Here is a 25,281-nt window from a genome sequence, read left to right as displayed (position 1 = left end):
CGTCCGCCGCTTGGCCTCCCTCCTCCCGCCCACCGCGCGCTTCCCGCACCCCAGTCCCTCGATAGGGAAAGGACGTTCATGAACGCGACCTCCGCTTCGGCGGGCGCACCCGTCGAGAGCTCCTGGGAAGAGCTCGTCACCGTGGCGCTGCTCGGTACCGAGCGGCGTACACCGCCCGCCTGGGCGGCCGGGCGCGAGGTGCCGGTGGCCGTCCTGGACGCGGCCGCCGTGGCGACCCTGCGGCGGCGGGCCGGGATGCGGCCGGGCCGGGCGGCCGCCCGGCCCGAGCCCGCGGCGCCCGACCCACGACGTCCCCTCCCGCCCGCCGCGGCCCACCGGCTGGCGGTGCTGCTGGCCGACCGGCCCGGCACCGGGGCCGGCCGCCGGGGCACGGCACCCGACCTCATGGAACTGCTGCCCCAGTGGCTCGCGCTGGCCAACGCGCACGGTTTCGCGGCTCCCGCGGAAACGCTGCCCGCACTCCTCGACGCGGCCCGGGGCCGTACGGATCTGCGGCCGGCCGCGCTGGCCTTCGCCGGACCGCGCGCCCTGTGGCTGGCCCGGCTGAACCCGGACTGGCGGTTCGCGCTGCGTTCCCTGCCCGGCGGCGGCGCCGCGCTGCCCGGCCCCGACGAGCCCGGACGCACGGAACAGCTGTGGCAGGAGGGCCTGTTCGCCGAGCGGGTCGCGCTGCTCACGGCGCTGCGGGCCCGTCGTCCGGCGACCGCGCGCGAGCTGCTCGCCACCACCTGGGGGACGGAGCGGGCCGAGGACCGGCTGATGTTCCTCGACTCGCTGCGGTCAGGGCTGGGCCCGGCCGACGAGCCGTTCCTGGAGCGGGCGCTCACCGACCGGAGCCGCAATGTGCGGGCCACGGCGGCGGAGCTGCTGTCCGCACTGCCCGGTTCGGCGCTGGCCGCCCGGATGGCGGCACGGGCCGGTTCGTGCGTGGCCGTCGACCGTACCCGGGGGACGCCCTCGATCGTCGTCGAGGCGCCGCACGAGTGCGACGCGAGCATGGAGCGGGACGGTGTTGTACCGAAAGCTCCGGCGGGACGGGGGGAACGGTCGTGGTGGCTGGGCCAGTTGGTCGAAGCAGCGCCGCTCGGGACATGGCCGCGGCGGCTGGGGGGACGCACACCGGACGAGATCGTCGCGCTTCCCGTGACGGACGACTGGCGGAACGAACTGCACGCCGCGTGGTCCCGGGCGGCGGTACGGCAGCGGGACCCCGGGTGGTCCCGGGCGCTCCTCGGCGCGCCCTCCGCCCCGGAGGCCGGCGGACCGGGGGCGGTGTCGCTGGCGGAGCGCTCGAAGCTGCTCGCCACGCTGGGTCCGGCCGAACGGGCCGAGTGGGTGGCGGGGTTCATCGACACGCACGGCTTGTCCGAGGCGTTTCAGCTCCTGGGGGTCTGTGCGGTGCCGTGGGCCGGGCCCCTGGGGCGGGCGGTGGTCGATGCGCTCGACATCGCGCGCGACGCGGGGAGTTATCCATGGAGCTTCAGTGGGGTGATGGGGCTGGCCGAGCGGTGCCTCGATCCACTGGAGGCGGGTCGGCTCGACGCGCTCACGGCGATCACCGACGAGACGGAGAACACGGCGCCGGGGGCCGGCGGCTACTGGGCCGAGGCCTTCCAGCGCCTCGTCACCACCTTGCGGCTGCGCGCGAAGATGACCGCGGAACTGACGGTGCCGGACCCCTGACGGGCGCCGACGACGCCCTGAACACCGGGGCCGGGGCCCCTGAGCGCCGGAGGGTCCCCAGCGCTCCGTCAGGGGTCCGGGGAACTGCGCGACCAGCCCCCACCCACCCGCGGACAACGACCCCTCGCCCGAGGGCGGGCGGGCGCGGCCAGAGCAGAAGCCCGCACACTCCGACCCCCGCTTACCAGGCGCTACGCTCCCGCGGGCTGCCGTACGTTCGCCCGCACCCACTCCACGATCGACCCGGTCGTCGCGCCCGGCGTGAAGATCTCGGCGACGCCCTTCTCCTTGAGCGGAGCGATGTCCGCCTCGGGGATGATCCCGCCGCCGAAGACCTTGATGTCCTCCGCGTCACGTTCCTTGAGGAGATCGATCACGGCGGCGAACAGCGTGTTGTGCGCGCCGGAGAGGATGGAGAGACCGATCGCGTCGGCGTCCTCCTGGATCGCGGTGTCGACGATCTGCTCGGGGGTCTGATGGAGCCCGGTGTAGATGACCTCCATACCGGCGTCGCGCAGCGCCCGCGCGATCACCTTGGCGCCCCGATCGTGGCCGTCGAGCCCCGGCTTGGCCACCACCACGCGGATCGGACCGGCTGCCACACCCATCACTGCCTCCATGAACCGACTACAACGACCCGTACCGACACATATCGAACATTCCGCCGCTCACCGCGCGGGACGTACCTCTGCGGCACAGGCGCCCCGCACCGCACCGGCCGGGGAAGTGAACGAACGTTATCGTCAGATCCGTGCAAACCACAGTTTCCCGCTGAAGAGCGAGGGGGAAATCACACGGTGGGACACATTCGCCGCGCACCGCTCCGCGCTTCAGCGGCACACGCGCCGCAGGAACCTGCGACGCGCGGGCCACGACCGGAGCCTGCGCAAGGAGAGCCGCCAGCAGGTGGCGGCACCGGCACCACGCCGACGAGGCGCGGCGACGGTGCGGCACACCGGCGGGAGCACGACGGCAGGGATCCCCGCCGCGCCACCGGCGCACCACGCGCCGCGAACGCACCGTCGGCCTCCGCCACCCCGGCTTTCCGCAAGGGCACACGGGGGACAGAGCGGTCCCTTCGCGTGCCGACGGGAGGTCGGCCATGAAGGTCACCGGGACAGAGTCGCCCCTTATCCCGCTCCGTCAGCGCCTGTTGCCAGGCAGGCTGACAGGACTCTCGGTGGCCTTGCTGAAGGCGACGGCTCTGGAGATCGCGATCCTCGCCGGGCATCTCCTCCTCTATCCCTCCGGCATCGTCCAGGAGCGCCGCACCTCCCCCGCGCTCCCTCCGTCCGACGCCACCCGGCTGCCCACCGGGACCAAGCCCCCGGTCGTCCTGCTGCACGGCTTCATCGACAACCGCTCCGTCTTCGTCCTGCTGCGCCGCAACCTCGCGCAGCACGGCAGGCAGCACATCGAATCGCTCAACTACTCACCGCTGACGTACGACATCCGCACCGCGGCGGAGCTGCTCGGCCGGCACATAGAGGACATCTGCGAGCGCACGGGGCGCGACCGGGTGGACATCGTCGGACACAGCCTCGGCGGACTGATCGCGCGGTACTACGTGCAGCGCCTCGGCGGCGACCTGCGGGTCCGCACGCTGGTCACGCTCGGCACACCGCACTCGGGCACCCGGGTCGTCCCGCTGATGAACGCGCACCCGATCGTCCGTCAGATGCGCCCGGGTTCCGAGGTGATCAAGGAGCTGTGCGAGCCGGCGCCCGACTGCCGTACGCGTTTCGTGAGTTTCTGGAGCGACCTCGACCACCTGATGGACCCGCTGGAGACCGCCGCCATCGACCACCCGGACCTGCTCGCGCAGAGCGTCCAGGTGAGCGGTATCGGGCATCTCGCCCTGCCGGTCCACCCCGCCGTCGCCACCGGAATACGCCAGGCGCTCGACAGCGAGGAGACCACCGTCCGCACCGGCGCGTCCGAGGCCGTGGCCGAAGCCGGGGGCCTCACCGTGGCGTGACGCCCTTCGGGCAACCCCCGTCCGGGACCTCTCCCGACGACCGGAGAGGGCCCGGACGGCGGTCGGATGGGGGCCGGACGGGGGCCGGACGACGCCTCGATTTCGAACATTCATCGAACGCCAGGCCAAGCCCGTGCCCGCACTCCCCCGAAAGACGGCCGAATGCCCGTTTCCTGAGCGGAGGAAACCTGCCGAAGATTGTCGCGCCCGCGTACCGCCGGGTACAGTCGCCGCACTGCTCTGCCAGCCCCTGTTGTCGAGGCGAAAGAGAAGTTGGTGAACGACCGTCACCCGTCGGGGACCGTGACCCCCCCGGCCCCGGCTTCCGATGCCGCCTCGGCGCACTACGCGTCGTACGCCGGCCAGGAAGTCCAGTACGGCGACTTCACCGTGTACGACGGCTACAACGGAACCGGCGCCTACGCGACCGCGAGTTTCGAGTCCGACCCTCTCTTCGGCGACATGTCGGGTGGCGACGGCACGGGTTCGTACGACGCGACGCAGTGGAACACCGGCAGCCACCAGACGCCGGCCTACGACCCGTACGCCGCGCAGCACCAGACCGCGTACGACACCGGCGGCTACGACACCACCGCCTGGACGACCGGCTACCAGCAGCTCGCCGACATCCCCGCGCAGCATCCGGGCCCCGACGCCACGGGCCAGTGGGACGCGGCCGCCTGGCTCCAGGCCGAACCGGCCGGCCAGACCCAGCAGTGGAGCGCCCCCACCCAGGAGACGGGTGCGTACGACGCCACGCAGTGGAACACCGCCGGTGAGCACGACCCGTACGAGGCCTACGAGCACCCCCAGCAGGGCGAGTCGCACGAGCACCCGGCCGCCGACGCGTACGAGCACCAGGTCACGGCGGACCCGTACGAGCAGCAGGCCGCCGCCGACCCGTACGAGCACCAGGCCGCCGCCGACCCGTACGAGCACCAGGCCGATCCCGAGCCCTTCGAGCAGCAGGCGACCGCCGCCTTCGAGCAACTGCAGGACGAGTACGACTTCGAGGACGCCGATCCCGCGCACGAGGCTCCGCTGCTCGACGACATGGAAGAGGTCGCTCCGGCCCCCCGTGCCGCGAACCGGCCTGCGTCCCGCTCCCGCCGCCGCTCCCCGGCCAAGCGTTCCGCGCTGCTCACCGTCGCCGTGCCCTCCGCCTGTGTGATGGGCGTCGCGGGTATCGCCGCCGCCTCCGTGGGCACCATCGGCGGGGACGACACCAAGAACACGACGGCCAGCGCGCCCGACGCGACCGCGGTGAAGCCGTCCACCGCCAACAACAAGCTGGACACCCAGCTCCAGAGCCTGTCCGCGGGTGCGGACGACTTCGCCGACCGGGCCAGCCGCACCCAGGAACGCATCGACCTCAAGGCCCAGCGGGCCGCCGAGCAGCAGAAGGCGGCGGCCGCGGCGGCCCGCAAGGAGCGGCTGCGGCCCAAGTTCGTCCTTCCGGTCACGCAGAAAGGACTCAGCGCCTACTTCGGTCAGGCGGGGGTCAACTGGATGTCCGTGCACACCGGCATCGACTTCCCCGTGTCGTACGGCACGACGGTGATGGCCGCGACGGACGGAACCGTACGGACGCAGTGGAACAGCGCGTACGGGAACATGGCCATCCTCACCGCGAAGGACGGCACGGAGACCTGGTACTGCCATCTCTCCAGCTACAAGGTGCCGTCGGGCACCGTCGTGAAGGCCGGTGAGCAGATCGCGTTCTCCGGGAACTCCGGGAACTCGACCGGGCCGCACCTGCACTTCGAGGTCCGGCCCGCGGGCGGCGCGGCCATCGACCCCCTGCCGTGGCTGCGCAGCCACGGCCTGGACCCGACGTGAGCCCCGCCGTGCCCCACTCTCGGTAAACCCACCCGCCGTGACTCACCCGCCGCGGTCCACCGCCGGGCTTCGCGACCGGACGGGAAGCCCCGCCCGGCCTCCGAGCCTCGTGGACTAGAGCTTCTCCACCGGCGCGTACCGCAGCAGCAGCCGTTTCGGCTTGGGCTCTCCGAAGTCGACCGTGGCCTCCGCGTTCGCCCCCGTGCCCTTCACGCCGACCACCGTGCCGAGCCCGAACTGGTCGTGGGTGACCCGGTCACCCACCGCCAGCGAGACGACCGGCTTCTCGGACGCCCCGCGGCGCGTCGCGAAACCGGAGGCCCCGGACGCCGCGGACCGCGAGCGCGAGGACGACAGCGAGGACGACAACGAGGCCGCCACGCCCGAGACCGGGCCGGAGGGCACCGGAGCCGTCGCGCCCGTGCGCTTCCACTCCAGATGCGTGTCCGGGATCTCCTCCAGGAAGCGGGAGGGCGGGTTGTACGAGGGCTGGCCCCACGCGCTGCGCATGGACGAGCGGGTGAGGTAGAGCCGCTCCCGCGCGCGCGTGATGCCGACGTACGCGAGACGCCGCTCCTCCTCCAACTCCTTGACCTGCCCCAGCGCACGCATGTGCGGGAAGACGCCGTCCTCCATGCCGGTGAGGAACACGACCGGGAACTCAAGGCCCTTGGCGGTGTGCAGGGTCATCAGGGTGATGACGCCGTTGCCGTCGTCCTCGTCGGGGATCTGGTCGGAGTCGGCGACGAGCGCGACCCGCTCCAGGAACTCCGAGAGTCCGCCGGCCGCCCCGGCCGCTCCAGCCCCACCGGCCGCTGCGCCCCCGGCAGCCGCTCCGGCACCGTCCTCGCCCCGACCGGACTCCTGCTCGAACTCCAGTGCCACGGCCGCGAGTTCCTGGAGGTTCTCGATGCGGGTCTCGTCCTGCGGGTCGGTCGACGCCTGAAGCTCGGCGAGATAGCCGGTGCGCTCGAGGACCGCCTCCAGGACCGTCGCCGGGCCCGCGCCGGACTCGACGATCGTACGGAGGTCCTCCATGAGCGTGTTGAACCGCTTCACGGCGTTCGTCGAGCGCGCCGCCATGCCGTACGCCTCGTCGACGCGGCGCAGCGCCTGCGGGAAGCTGATCCGCTCCCGCTGCGAGAGGGCGTCGATCATCGCCTCGGCGCGGTCACCGATCCCGCGCTTGGGGACGTTCAGGATCCGGCGCAGCGGGACGGAGTCCTCGGGGTTGGACAGGACCCGCAGGTAGGCCAGGACGTCCCGGACCTCCTTGCGCTCGTAGAAGCGGACACCGCCGACGACCTTGTAGGGCAGGCCGACGCGGATGAAGATCTCCTCGAAGACACGGGACTGGGCGTTCGTCCGGTAGAAGACCGCGACGTCGCCCGCCTTCGCCTCGCCCGCGTCGGTGAGACGGTCTATCTCGTCGGCGACGAACTGTGCCTCGTCGTGCTCGGTGTCGGCGACGTAGCCCGTGATGTTCGAACCCGCGCCCGCGTTCGTCCACAGGTTCTTGGGGCGGCGCGACTCGTTGCGCTCGATGACCGCGTTGGCCGCGGTGAGGATCGTCTGGGTGGAGCGGTAGTTCTGCTCCAGGAGGATGGTCGTCGCGTCCGGGTAGTCCTCCTCGAACTGGAGGATGTTGCGGATGGTCGCGCCGCGGAAGGCGTAGATCGACTGGTCGGCGTCGCCCACGACGCACAGCTCGGCGGGCCCGAGGTCTCCCTCGGCCGGCGGCACGTCCTCGGGGCGGTCGCCGCTCGCCGGGCCCACGAGCTCCCTGACCAGGGCGTACTGCGCGTGGTTCGTGTCCTGGTACTCGTCGACCAGGACGTGACGGAAGCGGCGGCGGTAGTGCTCGGCGACGTCCGGGAAGGCACGGAGCAGGTTGACCGTCGTCATGATCAGGTCGTCGAAGTCGAGGGCGTTGGCCTCGCGCAGCCGCGACTGGTACATCGCGTAGGCCTGCGCGAGGGTCTTCTCGAAACCGTCGGCCGCCTGCCCCGCGAAGTCCTCCTCGTCGATCAGCTCGTTCTTCAGGTTGGAGATCTTCGCGCTGAACGACTTCGGCGGGAAACGCTTCGGGTCGAGGTCCAGGTCGCGGCAGACCAGGGCCATCAGGCGCTTGCTGTCGGCGGCGTCGTAGATCGAGAACGAGGACGTGAAGCCGAGCCGCTTCGACTCGCGGCGCAGGATGCGCACGCACGCGCTGTGGAAGGTCATCACCCACATGGCGTTGGCGCGCGGGCCCACGAGTTGCTCGACGCGCTCCTTCATCTCGCCCGCGGCCTTGTTCGTGAAGGTGATCGCGAGGATCTGGCCGGGGTGGACATGGCGCTCGCCCAGCAGGTGCGCGATCCGGTGGGTGAGCACCCGGGTCTTGCCGGAGCCGGCGCCGGCGACGATGAGCAGCGGGGAGCCGGAGTGCACCACGGCCGCGCGCTGGTTCTCGTTCAGCCCGTCCAGCAGGGCCGCCGGGTCCACGGCGGGCCGGTGGGCGCCGTCGCGGTAGTACGCGTCGCGGTCCGGGGGCACGTCGAAGCGGCCGCCGAACAGGTCGTCCGGAAGCGGCTCCGCCGACTCGTCCTCGGGCGGCGGCGGGGGCTCTTCCTCATGGGCCCCGGAAGGCTTGAGGTCCGCCAGGAAGCTGTCATCAAAGAGGCTGCTCATCGCTCTCCGAGTCTAGGCGGCCGCACTGACAACCCGCCGCCACCCCGGAAACTGGGCCGGATTTCCCACGGGGTCCGGAGCGAAGTGCCATGGAAACCGGGCCGCCCTTCCCGCACCGGCGCGCCCTCACCTTGCGACGTCACGCCGCTACCGTCGGCCACTCCGGGTGTCCCGGCGGCTCAGGTCACGAAAATGTATCGGGCATATCGCACATCAAACTTCACAGAACACTTACGCGTTGGCTAGCGTGCCGGGCAGACCGCTCGACAGCAACCGGCGAACGTCGCCGGGCCGGGCGGCCTCCGCCGAGTCCGGCGCGCCCGTGCGGCGACCGGAGCCGGGGACCCAACCGACTTTGGGGTGAATCGGTCCCACCGCCCCTGGGGCAAGGACCGTAGGGCAAACCTTCCGGAAGCACCCGCCCGAACCCGACAGCTAACCCGGTAGGCGGATGACGGAAGGAGTCGCCTCTCTTGGCGTCGCACCGCAAGTGGAGTCCGCCGGGCACACGCCGGACGGGCATACGGACCCCGGCCCTCGCCACGGCCGCCCTGACCTCCGTGGCCCTGCTCTCGCAGACGGCCGTCGCCGCACCCTCGGCAGAGCCCCGGCCGAGCCTCGAAGAGGTCGAGAAGAAGGTCGACGACCTCTACCACCAGGCCGAGACGGCCACCGAGAAGTACAACGCGACCAGGGAGAAGACCGCCAAGCAGCGCAAGCGCGTCGACTCCCTCCTCGACGACGTGGCCCGGCGCACCGAGAAACTCAACACCGCGCGCGAGGAGCTGGGTTCGTTCGCCGCGGCGCAGTACCGCACCGGGGCGTCCGCACCCGGCAGCGCGAGCCTGCTGCTGGCCGACAACCCGCAGGACTACTTCGACCAGACCCAGTTGATGAACCGTCTGACCACCCGCCAGAAGGCGGCCGTCGACGACTACGTCACCGAGCAGGCAGCCACCTCGAGGAAACGCGGGGAGGCCTCCCGGAGCCTGCGGACGCTCACCACGTCGCAGGACGCGCTCAGGACCTCCAAGGCGGACGTCCAGGGCAAGCTCGCCGCGGCCCGCGAACTGCTCTCGAAGCTGACCGCCGACGAGAAGGCGCGGCTCGCCGCGATCGCGCGGAAGAAGCGGGAAGCGGCCGACCGCGAGGCGGCCGAGCTGGCGGCCCAGCGGGCCGCGGCGGAGAAGAAGGCCCGGGAGACGGAGCCCCAGCAGGGCACGTCGTCCGGAACCACGGGGACTTCCGGGACCCCGGCCACCGACTCCTCGTACGCCACCAAGGCCGGCAAGGCCATCGCCTTCGCCCGCGCCCAGATCGGCAAGCCGTACGTGTGGGGCGCGACCGGGCCCGGCTCGTACGACTGCTCCGGTCTCACCCAGGCCGTCTGGAAGGCCGCCGGCGTCACCCTCCCGCGTACCACCTACGACCAGGTGAACGCGGGCACCACGGTCCCCCTGTCCGCCATCGAGCCCGGAGACCTGGTCTTCTTCTACGACGACATCAGCCACGTGGGCCTCTACATCGGCGACGGGATGATGATCCACGCCCCCAAGCCGGGTGCGTACGTCCGCGAGGAGTCGATCTTCTACGCCGGCGAGTCGATCATCCACAGCGTGGTGCGCCCGGCCTGAGCGCCCGGCGCGGGGCACGCGCGCGTGAGGCCTCCCGGGCTCCACGCGCGCGTGCCCGCGCCCCGCGTCCCCCGCATCGCCGCTCCCCGCATCGCCAGTAACCCCCATCCCCTGCGCCCCGCCCCGCGCCCCTACGTCGTCCCCGTGGCCCCACGACCCTGCGCCCCCTCCCCGTTCCCGTGTTGCCGTGCCCCCGTGTCAGCGCGCCCCGCGGGCAACACGCTCGGAGATCCCTAGCATCGGGGCCATGCCAGCCACCTCGCCGCCCCGCAGCCCGTGGGTCCGACTCCGCACCTGGTGGGCGGAGAGCCCGCCCGCCGCCGCGGCCGCCGTCCTGGCCACCGGCATCCTCTCGGTCGGGCTGCACGAGACCGGTGACGAGATCCTGTCCCGGATCGCGCTGGTCCTGGCGGCCGTCACCTGGCTCGGGTTCGCCGTGGACTTCACGGTCCGCCTGCTGCGGGAGCGGGAACGGTGGCTGGCGGAGGCCGGCACGCCGAGCGCGCTCACCGGGGTCGCCGCGACCGCCGTACTCGGCACCCGGCTGACCGACCTGGGGTGGCTCGGGGCCGCCGAGGTACTGCTCGCGCTCGCCGCGGTGCTGTGGCCGGGGCTGCTCTACCTGCTCGTACGAGGGCTGCGGCTCCGTATGCCCGGAAGCGTGTTCCTCGGGTGCGTGGCCACACAGGGCCTCGCGGTGCTCGCCGCGTCGCTCGCCGAGGCCGCGCGCGCGGACTGGCCGGCGTACGCGGCACTGGTGCTGTTCTGGCTGGGGTTCCTCGTGCTGTACGTGGTGGCGCTGACGTGCTTCGACTTCCGGGAGACGGCCACGGGGGGCGGCGACCAGTGGATCGCCGGCGGCGCGCTCGCGATCTCGGCGCTGGCCGCGTCGAAGCTGGTCCTCGCCTACCAGGCGGACGGCTACCTGTGGAACTACGACGACTACGGCGTGATGCGCTGGGTGTCCCAGGCTCTGATCATGCTGACGCTCGCCTGGTACGCCGTGCTGGCCGTCGCGGAGCTGCTGTGGCGGCGTCCGCGGTACGACGTGCGGCGCTGGGCGACCGTGTTCCCGATGGCCATGACGGCGGCGGCGGCCCTGTCGGTCGCGGACGCCGTCGGCTTCGCCTGGCTCAGGGGGCTCGGGCAGGTACTGCTGTGGATCTCGGTGGCCGCCTGGCTGCTGGTGGCGGCCGGAACCATCAGGTCCACAGCACCGCGATGAAGATGTTCGCGGTCGTCAGCAGCCCGACCAGCCCGAACAGGCCCTTGTCGACCTTCTCGTCGTCCCGCTTCACATAGACCAGCCCGAGGATCACGATCAGCAGGGCCAGCTTCACGCCGATCTTGACGGTGTTGACCGGGTGGTCGTCGGCCTGGTTCAGCCCGACCAGGACGACACCCGTGACCAGCATGGTCAGCGCGCCGTGCAGCATGGCGGGGACGAACCGGGCGGTGCCCCGGCCCATCGCCTTCATCTGGGTGAGGAAGCCGCCGAGCAGCGAGGCGACGCCGATGATGTGCAGGCCCACGAAGAGATGGATGAGTACGTCCATGGGGCCGGAGCCTAATCGGCCAGGGGTGTCCCCCTTGGCACCGGCCCACCCTTTGGCGACCCGTAGCACCTGAGAGTCCCCGATTGTCCCGGAACCGTCCCATCGGTCATCACCCTGTGTGAAGTCGCCGGGGCAGGACCGGGATCACGGTCACATGAGGTCACCCGGCGATCCAGTTACGCCAGTTCCGTACATGGTGTTACCGAGCCCTCGCACTCAGGTTTAGCGTCCTCCACCAGGTGCCCGGCTCCCCACCGCCGCCCGGGCCAGGGGCGGCAGTCGGACACCACCGCCGAGAAAGGTCCGGCGGCGACCCGCTCCCCCTGTGTGGGCCGTCGCCGGACGCCTCACCGATGACCGCGCTCTCCCCGGCGGTCACGTCCCCCGGGAAGGATGTGGGCCCTCGTGGCAGCGCACCGCAAGCCCAGACAGCGCTCACTCGGCGGCCATACGGTCCGCACGGCCGCGACCATCGCCCTCGCCGGCGCGGCGACGACGGCCGGATTCGAGGGCACCGGGCACGCGGAGCCGCAACTGTCCCCGGCGCAGGTGAAGGCCAGGGTCGACAAGTTGTACGAAGAGGCCGAGGTCGCCACGGAGAAGTACGACGGGGCGAAGGAGAAGGCCGACCAGGCGTCACGGCGACTGCACGACCTGCGCGACGAGACGGCGCGCAAGGAGGACCGGCTCAACGCGGCGCGGAACGCACTCGGTTCGATCGCCGCGGCGCAGTACCGCAGCGGAGGCCTCGACCCCGCTCTGCAGCTCGCGCTCTCCGATCGGCCCGACGAGTACCTGGACGGGGCCGCGTTCGCCGAGCGGGTCGGTGACCGGCAGGCCGGGGCGGTAGCCCGGGTACGCAAGCAACTGCGGGAGATCGAGCAGTTGCGCGGGGCCGCGCACGTCGAGCTGGCGTCGCTCACCTCGCGGCAGGCGGAGCTGAAGCGGGCCAAGCGGACGATCACCGGAAAACTGGACTCCGCGCGGCAGCTGTTGTCGCGGCTCACCGACGAGCAGCGGGCGCGCCTCGGGGCGGCCGGCGGTGCGGCGGACACGGTCGGGCACGCCTCCCGCTCCGCCGCGCGGGACCTGGGCCCGGCGCCCTCGTCGCCCTCGTCCGGCTCCGTCGCGGCCCCCAACTCCCGTGCGGCCGCCGCCGTCTCCTACGCCTACGGGAAGCTCGGCAGCCCCTACGTCTGGGGCGCCACCGGGCCCGACGCCTTCGACTGCTCGGGCCTGGCCCAGGCCGCCTACCGCTCGGCGGGTGTCCAGCTGCCACGCACGACGTACTCCCAGATCAACGCGGGCCGACGGGTCTCACGCTCCGAACTCCTCCCCGGTGACCTGGTGTTCTTCTACTCGGGCATCAGCCATGTGGGGATCTACGTGGGCAACGGGATGATGATCCACGCCCCGAACCCCACCGCGCCGGTGCGTCTCGCGCCGGTCGACGAGATGCCGTTCGCGGGAGCCACCCGGGTGGCCTGAGCCCACAGGTCCACCCGGGTGGCGCGAAGACGCCGGGGCGGATCGGCGTAGTGGGGGCGCGGGGGTGGATCGCGGTAGCGTCGACGCGGACTCCGTTCCGTCGTCCGAGAGGTCCTGATGCCCGGCTTCCTGCTGCCGCCGCCTCCGCCGCCCGCGCACATCCGCTCCTGGCCGGACCGGGCGGCACTGCTGGCCGACCGGGGGCGGGCGCTGGAGGAACTGCGCGGGCGGAGCCTCGGGGTGCACCGGGTGCTGCTGCTCTGGCTGCTGGCGCTCGCGGCGATCGTCGGCTGGGCCCTGCTGGTGCTGCCGCTGCAGCAGATCGAGCAGCGCGACCCCACCGGTGTCGTCCTGGGGCCGCTGTTCGCCCTGCTGGGCCTGGCCGCGCTCGCCCTGACGGTCCTCGCCGTCGCCCTGTCCGTGCGCAGCGACCGCCGCATGCACGAACTGCTGAAGGCCTGGACCGAGTTGGACCGCCACCCCGCGACCGACTCCCGGCTCCGCTCCCCCGGGCTCAGCCTGTTCTGGCTGCTCTCCTCGCTCGGCGTCTGCGCGATCGGCGTCTGGACGTCCTACGCCGCGGCGGCACCGGGCGAGTCCGGCCGCGGCTTGTACAGCGATGTCGTCCAGGGCGTCGGGATCGGCCTGATCCTGTGGACGACCGGACTCATCGGCATCGCGAAGGCCGTACGCCACTACCGCTGGGCGCTGCGGATCCTGGGCCCGGCGCCCGCCTCGGAACACCGGTAGGCGTACGGCGCCCACCCGCCGCACCACACCCGCGAAGCCCGGTGTCCACCGCGGAACACCGGCGGACGGCCGGTGTCCGCGCGGCCCGGCGGACGACGTGTCACACCAGCCGTCGCGCCGTCGCCCAGCGTGTCAGCTCGTGCCGGTTGGAGAGCTGGAGCTTCCTGAGGACCGCCGAGACGTGGGACTCGACCGTCTTGACGGAGATGAACAACTGCTTGGCGATCTCCTTGTACGCGTAGCCGCGGGCGATGAGGCGCAGGACCTCGCGCTCGCGCTGGGTGAGGCGGTCGAGGTCCTCGTCGACCGGCGGGGCGTCGGTGGAGGCGAAGGCGTCCAGGACGAATCCGGCCAGGCGGGGCGAGAAGACCGCGTCGCCCTCCTGGACACGGAAGATGGAGTCCACCAGGTCGGTCCCGGTGATCGTCTTGGTGACGTAACCCCGGGCGCCGCCGCGGATCACCCCGATGACGTCCTCCGCGGCGTCCGACACGGACAGCGCGAGGAAACGGACCGGCTGCTCGGCGTCGCCCATCAACGGGGCGCAGCGGCGCAGCACTTCGACACCGCCGCCGCCCGGCAGATGGACGTCGAGCAGCACGACCTCGGGCCGGGCGGCCGTGATGACCGTGACCGCCTGGTCGACGTCCGCGGCCTCGCCGACCACCTGGACGCCGGTCCGCTCGGTCTGTCCGATCTCGGCCTGCACCCCCGTACGGAACATGCGGTGGTCGTCGACGAGGACGACCCGTACGTGACGCCCGCCCGGAGCTCCGGACGGCTCGGCGGCGTCCGCGGCGGCCGGCCCGCCCGTCCCCGGGGACCCGGGGACCGCCCCCGCTCCGGTCGCGGTGTCGCTCGGCTCGTTGGGGCCGGTGTGCCCGGGCAACCCGGCCGTCGGCCCGTTCGCGTCGCTCATGACGTCTTCTCCGCCCTCTCCATTTCCAGCTCGACCTCCGTGCCGCCGTCCGGCACCGCGCGCAGCCGCGCCGTGCCGCCGTTGCGCTCCATGCGGCCGATGATCGATTCTCTGACGCCCATGCGGTCGGCGGGTATCGCGTCGAGGTCGAAGCCGGGGCCGCGGTCGCGGACGGACACGAAGACCGTCGTTCCCTCGACTTCGGCGTAGACCTGTACGGCGCCGCCCTCGCCACCGTACTTGGCGGCGTTCACCATGGCTTCCCGTGCGGCCTGCATCTGTGCGGTCAGGCCCTCGTCGAGCGGGCAGTCGCCGACCACGACGACCTCGATGGGGACGCCGTGCTTGTCCTCGACCTCGGCCGCGTTGCGGCGGACCGCCTCGGCGAGGGTGGCGGGTTCGTCGGCCTCGTCCTTGCCGGTGCCCTCCGGCTTGTAGAGCCAGGCGCGCAGGTCGCGCTCCTGGGCCCGGGCGAGCCGGCGCACCTCGATCGCGTTCTCCGCGTTGCGCTGGATCAGGGTCAGGGTGTGCAGCACCGAGTCGTGGACGTGGGCGGCGACCTCGGCCCTCTCCTGGGCCCGGATGCGCATCAGGCGCTCCTCGGAGAGGTCCTGCGTCATACGGACGAGATAGGGGCCGGCGAGGAGCGCTGTGCCGACGAGGACGGCGAGCGCCGCCTGCAGGACGGAGCCGAGGTGGGCCGCGGAGCCCTGGAGGACGAAGATCCCGGTGACGCCCGCGGTGACGAGCAGGACACCGGCCGCGGACCGCAGCAGCGTGAGCGTCCGACGGCGGCGGCCGACCTCCGCCCAGCGGGCCCGCCGCGCGTTGTCCGCCTGGCGCCAGACCAGGGCGACGCCCGCGCCGACGAGGACGGTGGGCCAGAGATACGCCTTGGCTCCGCCGCCGAGGTTCACATTGCCGACGAAGACCATGGCCACGACGACCATGAGGAGCAGGGCGACGATCTGGCCCCGGTCCGGCTTGCGGGCGACGAGTCTGCGGCGGCCGTCGGGAGCGGTCTCGGTGGTGAAGGCCGACGCGCGCTCGGAGTCGACCCCGCCGACGCCCAGCGGCACGAAGAACCAGAAGGCGGCGTAGAGCAGCGCGCCGAGGCCGTCCGCCATGAACAGGCCGACGAACACCAGCCGCACCCAGATCACGGGCAGCCCGAGATGCCCCGCGAGCCCCCGCGCCACACCGCCGAGCCAGCGTCCGTCACTGCTGCGGTAGAGCTTGCGCGGGGGCCGCGGGTCGTCGAGAGGCACTGCTGCGGCTTCCGGCATGCCAACGATGTTCACACGGCCGGGCGGCCGGAGCATCAGGGTCGGCCCCCGAGACTCCCCTGATCTTCGACGAGCCGGTCCTCGAACGGCTCCCCGCGCACGAGTCAGGGCCGATATCAGGGTTCGGCCAGGGTCGTCCCGACTCCCGTCGCGCCTTCCCGCCCGTCACCATGGACCCATGACAGATCAGCAGCGCGCGGCAGCGGAGCCGCCCCGCGGCTCCGGCGTCCCGCCACCGGGCACCGCCACGGGCGGTGAGCCGCGCGCGCACGACGACGTGGTGGCGCCCGAAGCCCCGCACAGGTTCCGGCGCGACCGGCGGCACAGGATGCTGGGCGGAGTGTGCGCGGGGCTCGGGCGGCAGTGCGACATGGACCCGGTGATCTTCCGGATCGTGCTCGCGGTGCTCTCGGCGACCGGCGGCATCGGCCTCATCCTGTACGGCTTCTTCTGGCTGTTCGTCCCGTACGACGACGAGGACGAGAACGAGGTGCGCAAGCTCCTCACCGGCCGCGTCGACGGCCACGCTCTGACGGCCGTGCTCTTCGCCCTCGTCGGCTGCGGAGTCTTCCTCTCCATGCTCAACAACGGCGGGGTGCTCACCTTCGCCGTGGTCCTCACCCTGCTTCTCGCGGGCGCGGGGTACTGGTCGCAGCAGCGCGGCGCCCCCGATCCGGACCCGCTCGCCGCCCAGGCCGTGGCGGACGCCCCGCCCGAGGCGCAGGCCCCTCCCGTCCCCGCCTCCTACCCCTCCTGGTGGCGTGACCCGATCGTCAAGGACGGTTCGCACGTCGGCGGCACGGGCTATCTCTGGGGCCCGCAGGACGCCCGGGACCGGGATGTCGCGGCGGCGGTCGACATCGCCCGCGGGACGCCCGGCCCGGACCCGCGCGCGACGCGGGAGCCGCGGCCGCGCGGGCCGCGCCGGATCGGCGGCTGGGTGTTCCTGTTCGCGCTCGTCGCGGGCGGCCTCGGCTCGGGCCTGACGTGGCACGACCGGCCGCTCGGTCCGAGCCTGCAGATCGGTCTGTCCTGCGCCCTCGTCGTCTTCGGCCTGGGCATCGCGCTCAGCGCGTTCGTCGGACGTACGGGCGCGGGCTCGCTCTTCCTTGCCGTGGTCACGGCGGCCCTGCTGGCCGGCTCGGTGGCCCTGCCGAAGGACATCGGCACCGACTGGAAGCGGACCGACTGGACACCGGCCGCCGTCGCCGACGTACAGAAGAACTACGAACTCGGCTCCGGCGTGGGCACCCTCGACCTGAGCCGGCTCCACCTCGCCAGGGGACAGACGGTGACAGCGCGCGCGGAGGTGGGGGCGGGCCGCCTCGAGGTGGTGGTCCCGAAGGACGCGACCGTGAGACTGAACATCGACGTGGGCCTCGGGGACATCCAGCTGCCGGGCGACGGCAAGAAGGACGTGGACGTGGAGCCCGGCAAGTCCAAGCAGGTGACGCTGACCCCCGCGGCCGGCACCGGGCACGGCGGAACCCTCGACCTGGACCTGCATGTCGGCGTCGGCCAGGCGGAGGTGACCCGTGGCACGTCATGAGTTCCAGCCGGGAAAGCTGGTCGCGGGCCTCTTCCTCACCACCGCGGGCGTCGTGTACGCCGGTGACGCGGGCGGCTGGTGGGACACCCCGTGGTTCGTGATCATCCCCCTCCTCACCGGCGGCCTCTGCCTGGCCGGAGCGGCGGCGGTGCTGACCCACGGCGTACGGCGACGGCGGGCGGGCTCACGGCGGGCGGCCGCGGGGGCGGCGAACGGAGGCCCCGGGGGCTCGAACGTGCCGGGCTGACCGGGCCGGGGCACAGCACACGAACGGACCGCTCGGCCTTCGGCGCTCGCGCCTCGGCCTCGCGGTCCGGCAGGTGTGCGGTGGTCCGTGGTGGGCGGACCCGCGTACGGGGGCCCGTGGGGCCGGTTGGGCCGGGCGCGCGGGCGGCCGGCAGCGGGAACGCGCCGAGGGCGGAAAGTCCCGTCGTCCGCCCGGAGAGCGTGCCTCGCGGCGTCTGGTGCGTGCTCTCGGCGTGCCAGGCGTCGCGAGGCGGACGGGACTTTCGCCACACGTCCTAGTAGCGGTACTCCCCGGTTCCTTGCCTGCGTCGCGCGCGCCAGACCGCGTCGAGCGAGAAGACCGAGGCGCCCGCGAGGACCAAGGGCAGCCAGGCCATCAGGTAGGCGAGGTCGTTGCCGTAGTAATACGGGTCGGAGGCCCAGCTGACCGTCAGCCACAGGCTGAGGGAGATCAGCGCGCCGCCGAAGGCCGCGAGGCGGGCCAGCAGTCCGATGAGGGTGCCGATGCCGACGGCCAGTTCACCCAGGGCGATGGCGTAGCCGAAGCCGACGGGGCTCTTCAGCGCGAGGTCGACCAGGGCCGGGATCGCCGAGGAGTCACGCACCCCGTGCATCATGGCCCCGATCGAGCCCGTGCCGGAGGCGGAGAGGAAGGCGCTGTTGGTGAGCTTGTCGATCCCCGCGTAGATGAATGTGACGCCGAGGAAGATACGCAGGGGCAACAGGGCGTAGCGCGTGGCCGTCTCGCGCCACCCGTCCCTCCCGCCGCCATCGACATAGGAGCTCTGGGTATCCGTTCGCATACCGTGAGTCATCGCTCTCCGCCGCCTCTCACCCGTATTCCGTTGACCCCTCAACAGACCATACGTACGAGAGCGGGTCCCCGCTCAATGCCCGGGAGCGGTTTTCTTGCCCGGAGGCACATCTCGGCCGCCTCACGGCCGCAAAGTGCCGGGCCGGCCGGGCAGGGATTCCGCCTCGGCCCGCCACCGCCGAACCGGTGACGCGGCCCGGCAGCACACCGGTATCACGCGCCCCAGCCCGTCACTCCTCAGTCCTGGACCCTCGTCCCCGCTCGTCCCTCAGACCGTCAGCCCCTCAGACCGTCAGTCCGTCAGTCCGTCAGTCCGTCACGTCGATCACACACCGGTTGGTCTCCACACCGGCCGCGGTCACCACCTGGACCTCCACCCGTCCCGGCTCCACGTCGACCGGTACCGGCACGGTGAGCACGGCGTCCGTGGGATTGCTGAAGCCGCCCGGCACCGGGACCAGCGGTACGTGCACATGGACCGCGCCGATCCGGACGACCATGCGGGAGAGCCGGTCCGCGGTCTGCGCGCCCGGAGGGACGAAACCGGCCCCCCGGATCTCGATGTCGTCCCCGGTGCGGATCGGGGCGTCGAGGTCACCGGCCTCGCGGGAACGGACGACGGAGAGGATCACGGGCCGGCCGCCCTCGGCGTACTTGCCGGAGAGGTAGGTGGCGGCCGAGACCAGGACGAGCACCGCCAGGCCCCAGGGCAGGTCGGGCAGCTGTTCCGGCCGCCGGGCGAGCCGTACCGCGGCGAAGACCAGCGCGACGGCGCCGATGACGACGTACTGGATGTCGGCGAAGCCGCCCTTGCCCGAGTCGTCCGTGAGGAGGTCGGCGGCACGCGGCCGGTCGGCCCGTACCTTCTGCAGCCGTTGCCCGAGGACCCGCACGCCCACCACGCGGCGTACCAGCACCGCGATCCCGCACACCACCGCGACGACGGTCACGACACCGGCGCCCCGGGCGAGTTCGAGCCCGGCGATCAGGTCGTCGCGCCTGCCGTGGGCGGAGGCCGCCGCCAGCTGACCCACCAGGACGAGCACCGCGTACACCACGAACAGCACCCACCCGGCGGCCATCGCACGCGAGGTGGAGAGACGGTTGTCCTCGCCGATGACCGGCGCGAGGGCACCGCCGCGCGCCCGGTGCAGATAGCCCGCGCCGGTCAGCAGGCCGGCCACCACGACGGCGGCGACCAGCCCCGCCGTCCGCGCCGCCGACCACCCCGCGCCGATAGCGGTGAGCGCCTGCACCACCAGCAGCGCCACGACGGTTCCCCACACCGCGAACGCCGTACGCCGCCACAGTCGCCCCAGCCAGGCCTCGCCGTCGACGCGCCCGCGTTCCGCGACGAGGTCGGCGGACTGGGTGAGTTCGTCCGAGACCCACTGCCGGGACGCGGACGCCGAGTGGGCGACGGCGGCCGGCAGGCCCTGTCCCGACGCCAGTTCGTCGCGCTTGGCGAGGAACGCGGCGACGGCCCGCCGGTGTCCCTCACGCGCCCCGTGCGGGCAGTCCCCGCAGGTGCAGCCGCCACCATGCGCGCCCTGCCCGGCGCCGAGCCCGCCACCGCGCCCCGCACCGCGCTCCGCGCCGTGTCTCGCCTCCTGCACCGCCACGCCCGTTGCCGCCTTCCCCGCACCGGGAACTCCCGTGCGGCCAGATCCTCGTACGTCTGCGTACGCCTGCGTACGTCCTCGTGCGGGGTCGTACGTCTCCGTACGCCCCCGCACGCCTGACTTCCGTACAACTGCCTTACAACTGCCCCGCGATGACAGCGAATTGTGCCGTACGCAACAGCGCCCGCGTCCGGCAGGTCTGGTCAGCGCGGGTGAAGTGCCCGACCCCGTGTTGACCCGGCTGCGAGAATTCCCCCATGGCCGAGATCATCCAGCGCGACGGGACCTGGGCCTTCGACGGCAGCACGGTCAGGATCACGCCGGGGCTGCACCGTTCCGTGCCCTTGTTCCGGCAGACCTACGGGGAGATCACGGTTCCCCTGGAAGCGGTGTCCGGCATCGTCCACGAACCGGAACGCAAGCGCGGCCGGCTGCGGCTGAGGCTGCGCGAAGGAGCCGATCCGCTGCTCCAGGCGACCGGGGGACGGCTTCCGGACGCGGCCGATCCGTACCGGCTGTCGGTCGACGTCGACCGCTCCGGGGTCGCCGAGTACGTCGCCGAGGAGATCCGCCGCGCGCTGCTCCTGGACCAGGTCCCCAAGGAACCGGCGAAGAGCTATCTGCTCGCGGGGCCGCCGGTGCCCGTCTCCGTGCGGTCCAGCGACGGCACGGTCTCCTTCGACGGCGCGCGGCTGCGCATCGACTGGGCGGACACCTCCGACCGGGTCAAGCGCGCGACGGGCCCGCGGATCATCGCCGTCGGTGACCTGGTGCAGGTGGAATGGCTGCCCAACTCCGGCTACGAGGACGGGTTCCTGCGCTTCGTCACGCGCGAGACCGTGTTCTCCAAACTGCCGCCCGAAAAGGATCCGTTCGCGCTCGACCTGTGGGGCAGCGCACGCCGTGACCTGCTCACGGCACTCGTCGCCGCCGCGGTGACGGCCCGGCTGCCCCATCCGTCGGTCCGGGCCGGCGAGTTCACCGACCGGCCCCCGCAGCCGCCCGCCGCCGTGCGGGTACCGGCCCAGGCCGACCATCACGACGTACTCCTGCGCCGGCTGCGTGAGCTGGGCGAGCTGCACCGGGACGGGGTGCTCACGGACGAGGAGTTCGCGGCGACGAAGGCGGCGGTCCTGAAGGGCTTCAGCTGAGGAGATCCGGCTCGCTCCTGCTGATGTCCTGCCACAGGGGCTGGTAGTTGATCCACGCCACCAGGTCGCCCCCGAGCTGCTCCCGGGTCGCGACCGCCTGCTTGTGGTCGATGAGGACCGGGCGTCCTGCGGCCTGCGCGGTGAGCTGGACCTGGCTGGAGCGTTCCATCGACAGGAACCACCAGGCCGCCGCGTCCACCGAGTCGCCGACGGTGAGCAGTCCGTGGTTGCGCAGCACCAGGGCCTTGTGGGTACCGAGCGCGCCGGCGATCCGGCGGCCCTCCTCGGTGTCCACGGCGACACCGCTGTAGGTGTCGTAGAGCGCGTGGTCCTCGTAGAAGGCACAGCTCTCCTGGCTGATCGGGTCGAGGAGGTCGCCGAGGGCGGAGAGCGCGCGGCCGTGCACCGAGTGGCAGTGGGCGACGGCGACGACGTCGGGGCGGGCGGCGTGGACCTGGGCGTGCACGGTGAACGCCGCCTGGTTCACGTGGTAGCGGCCCTCGACCACCTGCCCGTCCTGGTTGGCCATGACCAGATCGCTCACGGTGACGTGCTTGAAGGGCATCCCGAAGGGGTTCACCCAGAAGCAGTCGCTGTACTCCGGGTCGCGCGCGGTGATGTGGCCGGAGACCCCGTCCTCGAATCCGAGCCGCCCGAAGATACGCAGCGCTCCGGCCAGCCGCTCCTTGCGGTGGCGTCGCTCGTCGTCCGGCGAGTCGTACATCGGCGGCATGGCGAACTGGAGCTGGTCGGTCGGTAGGGGCAGGGGCGGCGTGGGCCCTTGCATATGTCCTCCAGCACTGGCGTGTCCGATACGGACCGGAAGTTACCTCCGGGCGCCGTAGGAGAACAGGGCCGTTCGGTGAAGAGAGTGCGCAACCGTTACGCGGGAGTGTCATGGGGGAGCCGTGCGGCCGGTTTCACGGGGGGCAGAGAACCTCCTCCATACCTGACAGAAGATGTCGGGTATCGGCGCGAGACTCCCTGCATGAGTCGTACGAACTGGGCCGCCTTCACCGTCTCCGCACCCGAACTCGCCGGGCCGGCCGAGGAGCGTTTCGCAGCGTTCACCCACCATGTCCTCGCGACCCTCCGCAAGGACGGCGCACCCCGCACCAGCGGCATCGAGGTGCGCTTCCTGCTCGGCGAGCTGTGGCTCGGCATGATGCCGGACTCGCTCAAGGCACTCGACCTGCGCCGCGACCCGCGCTTCACGCTCCAGGCGAACCCGGGGCCGGGCACCGCGATGGGCGGCGGCGACGTACGGATCAGCGGCCGGGCGGTGGAGGTCACCGACGGCGACGCGAAACGGGCGTACGTGGAAGAGGTGGAACCGCCGGAGCCGTTCCACCTCTTCCGCACCGAGCTGACGGAGGTCGTACGGACCTTCGTCGAGGACGACACGTATCTGGTCGTCCAGGTCTGGAAGCCCGGAGAGCCGGTGCGGACTCTCAAACGGACCTGACGGGAGGGGCTACTCCCACTCGATCGTGCCCGGGGGCTTGCTCGTCACGTCGAGGACGACGCGGTTGACGTCGGCGACCTCGTTCGTGATCCGGGTCGAGATCTTCGCGAGGACGTCGTACGGCAGGCGCGACCAGTCGGCCGTCATCGCGTCCTCGCTCGACACCGGGCGGAGCACGATCGGGTGGCCGTACGTACGGCCGTCGCCCTGGACGCCCACGCTGCGGACATCGGCGAGCAGGACCACCGGGCACTGCCAGATGTCGCGGTCGAGGCCGGCCGCCGTCAGCTCCTCGCGGGCGATGGCGTCGGCGTCGCGCAGCAGGTCGAGGCGGTCCTTGGTGACCTCGCCGACGATACGGATGCCGAGGCCGGGACCCGGGAAGGGCTGGCGCTGGACGATCTCGTCCGGCAGGCCGAGCTCCTGCCCGACCATCCGGACCTCGTCCTTGAACAGCTTGCGCAGCGGCTCGACGAGCTCGAACTCGAGGTCCTCGGGGAGGCCGCCCACGTTGTGGTGGGACTTGATGTTGGCGGTGCCGGTGCCGCCACCGGACTCGACCACGTCCGGGTAGAGGGTGCCCTGCACCAGGAAGGCGACGTCCTCGCCCTCCGCGGCCTCGGCGATGATGTCCGCCTGGGCCTGCTCGAAGACCCGGATGAACTCCCGGCCGATGATCTTCCGCTTCTCCTCGGGGTCCGAGACACCCTTGAGCGCGTCGAGGAACCGCTCCTGCGCGTCCACGACCTTCAGCTGCACGCCGGTCGCGGCCACGAAGTCCTTCTCGACCTGCTCCGTCTCGCCCTTGCGCATCAGACCGTGGTCGACGTACACGCAGGTCAGCTGGGAGCCGATGGCCTTCTGCACGAGGGCGGCGGCGACGGCCGAGTCCACACCGCCGGACAGACCGCAGATGGCGCGCTTGGTGCCGACCTGCTCGCGGATGAGGGCGACCTGCTCCTCGATGACGTTGCCGGTCGTCCAGTCCGGCTTGAGGCCGGCACCGCGGTACAGGAAGTGCTCCAGCACCTGCTGGCCGTGCGTGGAGTGCATGACCTCGGGGTGGTACTGGACGCCGTAGAGCTTCTTCTCGTCGTTCTCGAAGGCCGCGACCGGGACGACGTCCGTGGAGGCCGTCACCGTGAAGCCCTCGGGGGCGGCGCTGCACGCGTCGCCGTGCGACATCCACACCGACTGCTCGTCCGGGGTGCCCTCGAACAGGGTGGAGCCCGACTTCGAGACATGCAGGGGCGTACGGCCGTACTCGCGGGCGCCCGTGTTGTCGACGGTGCCGCCGAGGGCCGTCGCCATCAGCTGGAAGCCGTAGCACATGCCGAAGACGGGGACGCCGGCCTCGAAGAGCTCGCGGTCGAGGCGGGGGGCGCTCTCGGCGTACACCGACGAGGGGCCTCCGGAGAGGATGATCGCCGCCGGGTTCTTGGCGAGCATCTCCTGGACCGGCATGGTGCTCGGCACGATCTCGCTGTAGACCCGGGCCTCGCGGACGCGACGGGCGATGAGCTGGGCGTACTGCGCACCGAAGTCGACGACCAGGACGGTGTCGGGGGCGGCGGGGGACGCTTCTGGCACGGTTTGCCTTCCGGCGGTGAGCAGGGGGTGTGGGGTGTCGAGTCTACCGGGGGTGTGCGTGGGGGTGCCGTCCCGCCGTCTTCGCCCCCGCCGCCCCTACCCTCCCCCAAGCTCTCGGCTTCGCTCGAGCAGGGGGGACCCCCATCATCCCGGGGCTCCGCCCCGAGACCCTCGCCAGGGGCGCTGCGCCCCTGGACCCCCGCATCGCCCGAAGCGCTCGTCCTCGAACGCCGGACGGGCTGGAGATGCGGGCCCGGACGTCTGTCTCAGGATCCGAACCCGCTTGGCCCGTGCCGGACGCGCGGGCATACTGGTCCCATGCTCACGCATCACACCTTCGCGTTTACCTATGGCAACCGGCCCACCGGCTGCCATGGTCGTGCTGCTTGAGCAACTGACAAGCGACTCCCCAGGCGCCCCGGGCCGACAAGGCCCGGGGCGTCTGCCGTTTCCGGGCCCGGTCGCTCCGGGGCTCCCCTTCCACCGAACAGAAGGAGCCCACCATGGCCGACGCAGCCGACGTACTCGACAAGACCGGCGCCCGTACCGACGACGCCGCCGGCGTGATCACCGACGCCCGTGACCGCGTCGACGCCCTCGACGACCGGATCATCGGCCTCGTCCAGGAACGCATGGCCGTGTCCGCGGTGATCCAGAAGGCCCGGATCGAGTCCGGTGGCCGGCGCGTGAACCTCTCCCGCGAGATGGAGGTCCTCGGCCGCTACCGGGACGCGCTGGGCAAGCCGGGCACGTCGCTGGCCATGACCCTGCTGGAGCTGTGCCGCGGCCGCATCTGAGCCGCGCGCGGCGGTCGCGGCCCGGTGCGCCCCGTTCGTCGCGCGCACCCCGTCACGCCGCGTACGCACGTACGCATGCCGTCTCACCCGTACGGTGCGTGACCGGGGCGCGGCGGGCTTCGTTGGTCCCGGTGTCCGTGCCAGCCAGGGGCGGGCCCGAAACAACCACGCGTGGCTCCGCTGGGGCGCTGAGACGTACGGATCGTGCCGTGCGTCGTGG

At 72.2% G+C, this 25,281-nt stretch carries 21 protein-coding genes and 1 riboswitch; of the genes, 12 read left to right on the top strand and 9 right to left on the bottom strand.

Going from position 1 to position 25,281, the window contains the following annotated elements:
• Positions 1-78 precede the first annotated feature (78 nt).
• Positions 79-1,704, top strand: coding sequence for a DUF5691 domain-containing protein (locus HEP85_RS24225; protein WP_356010475.1), 1,626 nt, complete (start codon positions 79-81; stop codon positions 1,702-1,704).
• Positions 1,705-1,895: 191 nt separating this feature from the next.
• Here the strand turns inward: HEP85_RS24225 and HEP85_RS24220 are convergent, their stop codons facing one another.
• Positions 1,896-2,312 carry a cobalamin B12-binding domain-containing protein gene (locus HEP85_RS24220; protein ID WP_099942951.1) on the bottom strand — a complete coding sequence of 139 codons (417 nt, stop codon included), beginning with the start codon at positions 2,310-2,312 and terminating at the stop codon, positions 1,896-1,898.
• 494 nt (positions 2,313-2,806) lie between these two features.
• On the opposite strand from HEP85_RS24220, the gene HEP85_RS24215 reads away from it, so the two are divergent.
• Both HEP85_RS24215 and HEP85_RS24210 read left to right on the top strand, forming a co-directional pair.
• A complete protein-coding gene (locus tag HEP85_RS24215; protein WP_168529776.1) occupies positions 2,807-3,682 on the top strand; it encodes a triacylglycerol lipase in 876 nt (291 codons plus the stop codon).
• 276 nt (positions 3,683-3,958) lie between these two features.
• Complete coding sequence (locus HEP85_RS24210) at positions 3,959-5,521, top strand: M23 family metallopeptidase (protein WP_168529774.1); 1,563 nt, start codon at positions 3,959-3,961, stop codon at positions 5,519-5,521.
• Between the two features lie 114 nt (positions 5,522-5,635).
• Here HEP85_RS24210 and pcrA read toward each other — a convergent pair whose 3' ends face one another.
• Positions 5,636-8,194 (bottom strand): DNA helicase PcrA, encoded by a 2,559-nt coding sequence (pcrA, locus tag HEP85_RS24205; protein WP_168529773.1) that lies wholly within the window; start codon positions 8,192-8,194, stop codon positions 5,636-5,638.
• Between the two features lie 293 nt (positions 8,195-8,487).
• Positions 8,488-8,660: riboswitch (cyclic di-AMP (ydaO/yuaA leader) on the top strand.
• A 7-nt stretch (positions 8,661-8,667) separates the two neighbouring features.
• Here pcrA and HEP85_RS24200 point away from each other — a divergent pair.
• Together HEP85_RS24200 and HEP85_RS24195 are read left to right on the top strand one after the other, a co-directional pair.
• Positions 8,668-9,828: an NlpC/P60 family protein gene (locus tag HEP85_RS24200; RefSeq protein ID WP_168529771.1), complete on the top strand. Its 1,161-nt coding sequence runs from the start codon at positions 8,668-8,670 to the stop codon at positions 9,826-9,828.
• A gap of 247 nt (positions 9,829-10,075) precedes the next feature.
• On the top strand, positions 10,076-11,053 hold the full coding sequence (locus HEP85_RS24195; RefSeq protein WP_168529769.1) for a tellurite resistance/C4-dicarboxylate transporter family protein: 978 nt from the start codon (positions 10,076-10,078) through the stop codon (positions 11,051-11,053).
• Here HEP85_RS24195 and HEP85_RS24190 read toward each other — a convergent pair.
• Positions 11,031-11,384 (bottom strand): hypothetical protein, encoded by a 354-nt coding sequence (locus HEP85_RS24190; protein WP_168529767.1) that lies wholly within the window; start codon positions 11,382-11,384, stop codon positions 11,031-11,033. The two genes, HEP85_RS24195 and HEP85_RS24190, sit on opposite strands and share 23 nt — an antisense overlap.
• A gap of 405 nt (positions 11,385-11,789) precedes the next feature.
• Between HEP85_RS24190 and HEP85_RS24185 the strand changes: the two genes are divergently transcribed.
• Together HEP85_RS24185 and HEP85_RS24180 are read left to right on the top strand one after the other, a co-directional pair.
• Complete coding sequence (locus tag HEP85_RS24185; protein ID WP_168529765.1) at positions 11,790-12,872, top strand: NlpC/P60 family protein; 1,083 nt, start codon at positions 11,790-11,792, stop codon at positions 12,870-12,872.
• Between the two features lie 117 nt (positions 12,873-12,989).
• Positions 12,990-13,622 (top strand): hypothetical protein, encoded by a 633-nt coding sequence (locus tag HEP85_RS24180; protein ID WP_168529763.1) that lies wholly within the window; start codon positions 12,990-12,992, stop codon positions 13,620-13,622.
• 100 nt (positions 13,623-13,722) lie between these two features.
• Here HEP85_RS24180 and HEP85_RS24175 read toward each other — a convergent pair whose 3' ends face one another.
• Both HEP85_RS24175 and HEP85_RS24170 read right to left on the bottom strand, forming a co-directional pair.
• Complete coding sequence (locus tag HEP85_RS24175) at positions 13,723-14,541, bottom strand: response regulator transcription factor (RefSeq protein WP_168529761.1); 819 nt, start codon at positions 14,539-14,541, stop codon at positions 13,723-13,725.
• The gene (locus HEP85_RS24170) at positions 14,538-15,827 is read right to left on the bottom strand and encodes an ATP-binding protein (protein WP_168529759.1); all 1,290 of its coding nucleotides are present in this window, start codon (positions 15,825-15,827) and stop codon (positions 14,538-14,540) included. Before HEP85_RS24170 ends, HEP85_RS24175 begins: the two co-directional genes overlap by 4 nt.
• A gap of 178 nt (positions 15,828-16,005) precedes the next feature.
• Here HEP85_RS24170 and HEP85_RS24165 point away from each other — a divergent pair, with 178 nt between their 5' ends.
• Complete coding sequence (locus tag HEP85_RS24165; protein ID WP_168529758.1) at positions 16,006-17,376, top strand: PspC domain-containing protein; 1,371 nt, start codon at positions 16,006-16,008, stop codon at positions 17,374-17,376.
• A complete protein-coding gene (locus tag HEP85_RS24160) occupies positions 17,363-17,623 on the top strand; it encodes a hypothetical protein (RefSeq protein ID WP_168529756.1) in 261 nt (86 codons plus the stop codon). The genes HEP85_RS24165 and HEP85_RS24160 overlap by 14 nt, the downstream gene beginning before the upstream one ends.
• A 274-nt stretch (positions 17,624-17,897) precedes the next feature.
• Here HEP85_RS24160 and HEP85_RS24155 read toward each other — a convergent pair whose 3' ends face one another.
• Both HEP85_RS24155 and HEP85_RS24150 read right to left on the bottom strand, forming a co-directional pair.
• A complete protein-coding gene (locus tag HEP85_RS24155; RefSeq protein WP_168529754.1) occupies positions 17,898-18,437 on the bottom strand; it encodes a DoxX family protein in 540 nt (179 codons plus the stop codon).
• Positions 18,438-18,744: 307 nt separating this feature from the next.
• Positions 18,745-20,058 (bottom strand): hypothetical protein, encoded by a 1,314-nt coding sequence (locus HEP85_RS24150; protein WP_168529752.1) that lies wholly within the window; start codon positions 20,056-20,058, stop codon positions 18,745-18,747.
• Between the two features lie 257 nt (positions 20,059-20,315).
• Between HEP85_RS24150 and HEP85_RS24145 the strand changes: the two genes are divergently transcribed.
• Positions 20,316-21,209 (top strand): DUF4429 domain-containing protein, encoded by an 894-nt coding sequence (locus HEP85_RS24145; protein ID WP_168529750.1) that lies wholly within the window; start codon positions 20,316-20,318, stop codon positions 21,207-21,209.
• On the opposite strand, the gene HEP85_RS24140 is transcribed toward HEP85_RS24145, so the two are convergent.
• Positions 21,202-21,996, bottom strand: coding sequence for a class II aldolase/adducin family protein (locus tag HEP85_RS24140; RefSeq protein ID WP_168529748.1), 795 nt, complete (start codon positions 21,994-21,996; stop codon positions 21,202-21,204). The two genes, HEP85_RS24145 and HEP85_RS24140, sit on opposite strands and share 8 nt — an antisense overlap.
• Before the next feature lie 201 nt (positions 21,997-22,197).
• Between HEP85_RS24140 and HEP85_RS24135 the strand changes: the two genes are divergently transcribed.
• A complete protein-coding gene (locus HEP85_RS24135) occupies positions 22,198-22,674 on the top strand; it encodes a pyridoxamine 5'-phosphate oxidase family protein (RefSeq protein WP_168529746.1) in 477 nt (158 codons plus the stop codon).
• 9 nt (positions 22,675-22,683) lie between these two features.
• On the opposite strand, the gene guaA is transcribed toward HEP85_RS24135, so the two are convergent.
• Entirely contained in the window at positions 22,684-24,264 is a 1,581-nt protein-coding gene (guaA, locus tag HEP85_RS24130; RefSeq protein ID WP_168529744.1) for a glutamine-hydrolyzing GMP synthase, read from the bottom strand.
• A 503-nt stretch (positions 24,265-24,767) separates the two neighbouring features.
• Here guaA and HEP85_RS24125 point away from each other — a divergent pair.
• Positions 24,768-25,061 carry a chorismate mutase gene (locus HEP85_RS24125; RefSeq protein ID WP_168529742.1) on the top strand — a complete coding sequence of 98 codons (294 nt, stop codon included), beginning with the start codon at positions 24,768-24,770 and terminating at the stop codon, positions 25,059-25,061.
• The last annotated feature ends 220 nt before the right edge of the window (positions 25,062-25,281 follow it).

Origin of the sequence: Streptomyces sp. RPA4-2 (genome assembly GCF_012273515.2) — a bacterium.
GTDB lineage: Bacteria > Actinomycetota > Actinomycetes > Streptomycetales > Streptomycetaceae > Streptomyces > Streptomyces kaempferi.
This window is presented reverse-complemented; position numbering and strand designations above follow the sequence as displayed.

Coding starts and splice junctions, on each gene's coding strand:
- HEP85_RS24215 (WP_168529776.1), top strand. CDS start 2,807: ATGAAGGTCACCGGGACAGAGTCGCCCCTTATCCCGCTCCGTCAGCGC.
- HEP85_RS24220 (WP_099942951.1), bottom strand. CDS start 2,312: ATGGGTGTGGCAGCCGGTCCGATCCGCGTGGTGGTGGCCAAGCCGGGG.
- HEP85_RS24225 (WP_356010475.1), top strand. CDS start 79: ATGAACGCGACCTCCGCTTCGGCGGGCGCACCCGTCGAGAGCTCCTGG.
- pcrA (WP_168529773.1), bottom strand. CDS start 8,194: ATGAGCAGCCTCTTTGATGACAGCTTCCTGGCGGACCTCAAGCCTTCC.
- HEP85_RS24190 (WP_168529767.1), bottom strand. CDS start 11,384: ATGGACGTACTCATCCATCTCTTCGTGGGCCTGCACATCATCGGCGTC.
- HEP85_RS24180 (WP_168529763.1), top strand. CDS start 12,990: ATGCCCGGCTTCCTGCTGCCGCCGCCTCCGCCGCCCGCGCACATCCGC.
- HEP85_RS24170 (WP_168529759.1), bottom strand. CDS start 15,827: ATGCCGGAAGCCGCAGCAGTGCCTCTCGACGACCCGCGGCCCCCGCGC.
- HEP85_RS24145 (WP_168529750.1), top strand. CDS start 20,316: ATGGCCGAGATCATCCAGCGCGACGGGACCTGGGCCTTCGACGGCAGC.
- HEP85_RS24155 (WP_168529754.1), bottom strand. CDS start 18,437: ATGACTCACGGTATGCGAACGGATACCCAGAGCTCCTATGTCGATGGC.
- HEP85_RS24165 (WP_168529758.1), top strand. CDS start 16,006: ATGACAGATCAGCAGCGCGCGGCAGCGGAGCCGCCCCGCGGCTCCGGC.
- HEP85_RS24125 (WP_168529742.1), top strand. CDS start 24,768: ATGGCCGACGCAGCCGACGTACTCGACAAGACCGGCGCCCGTACCGAC.
- HEP85_RS24195 (WP_168529769.1), top strand. CDS start 10,076: ATGCCAGCCACCTCGCCGCCCCGCAGCCCGTGGGTCCGACTCCGCACC.
- HEP85_RS24175 (WP_168529761.1), bottom strand. CDS start 14,541: ATGAGCGACGCGAACGGGCCGACGGCCGGGTTGCCCGGGCACACCGGC.
- HEP85_RS24135 (WP_168529746.1), top strand. CDS start 22,198: ATGAGTCGTACGAACTGGGCCGCCTTCACCGTCTCCGCACCCGAACTC.
- HEP85_RS24140 (WP_168529748.1), bottom strand. CDS start 21,996: ATGCAAGGGCCCACGCCGCCCCTGCCCCTACCGACCGACCAGCTCCAG.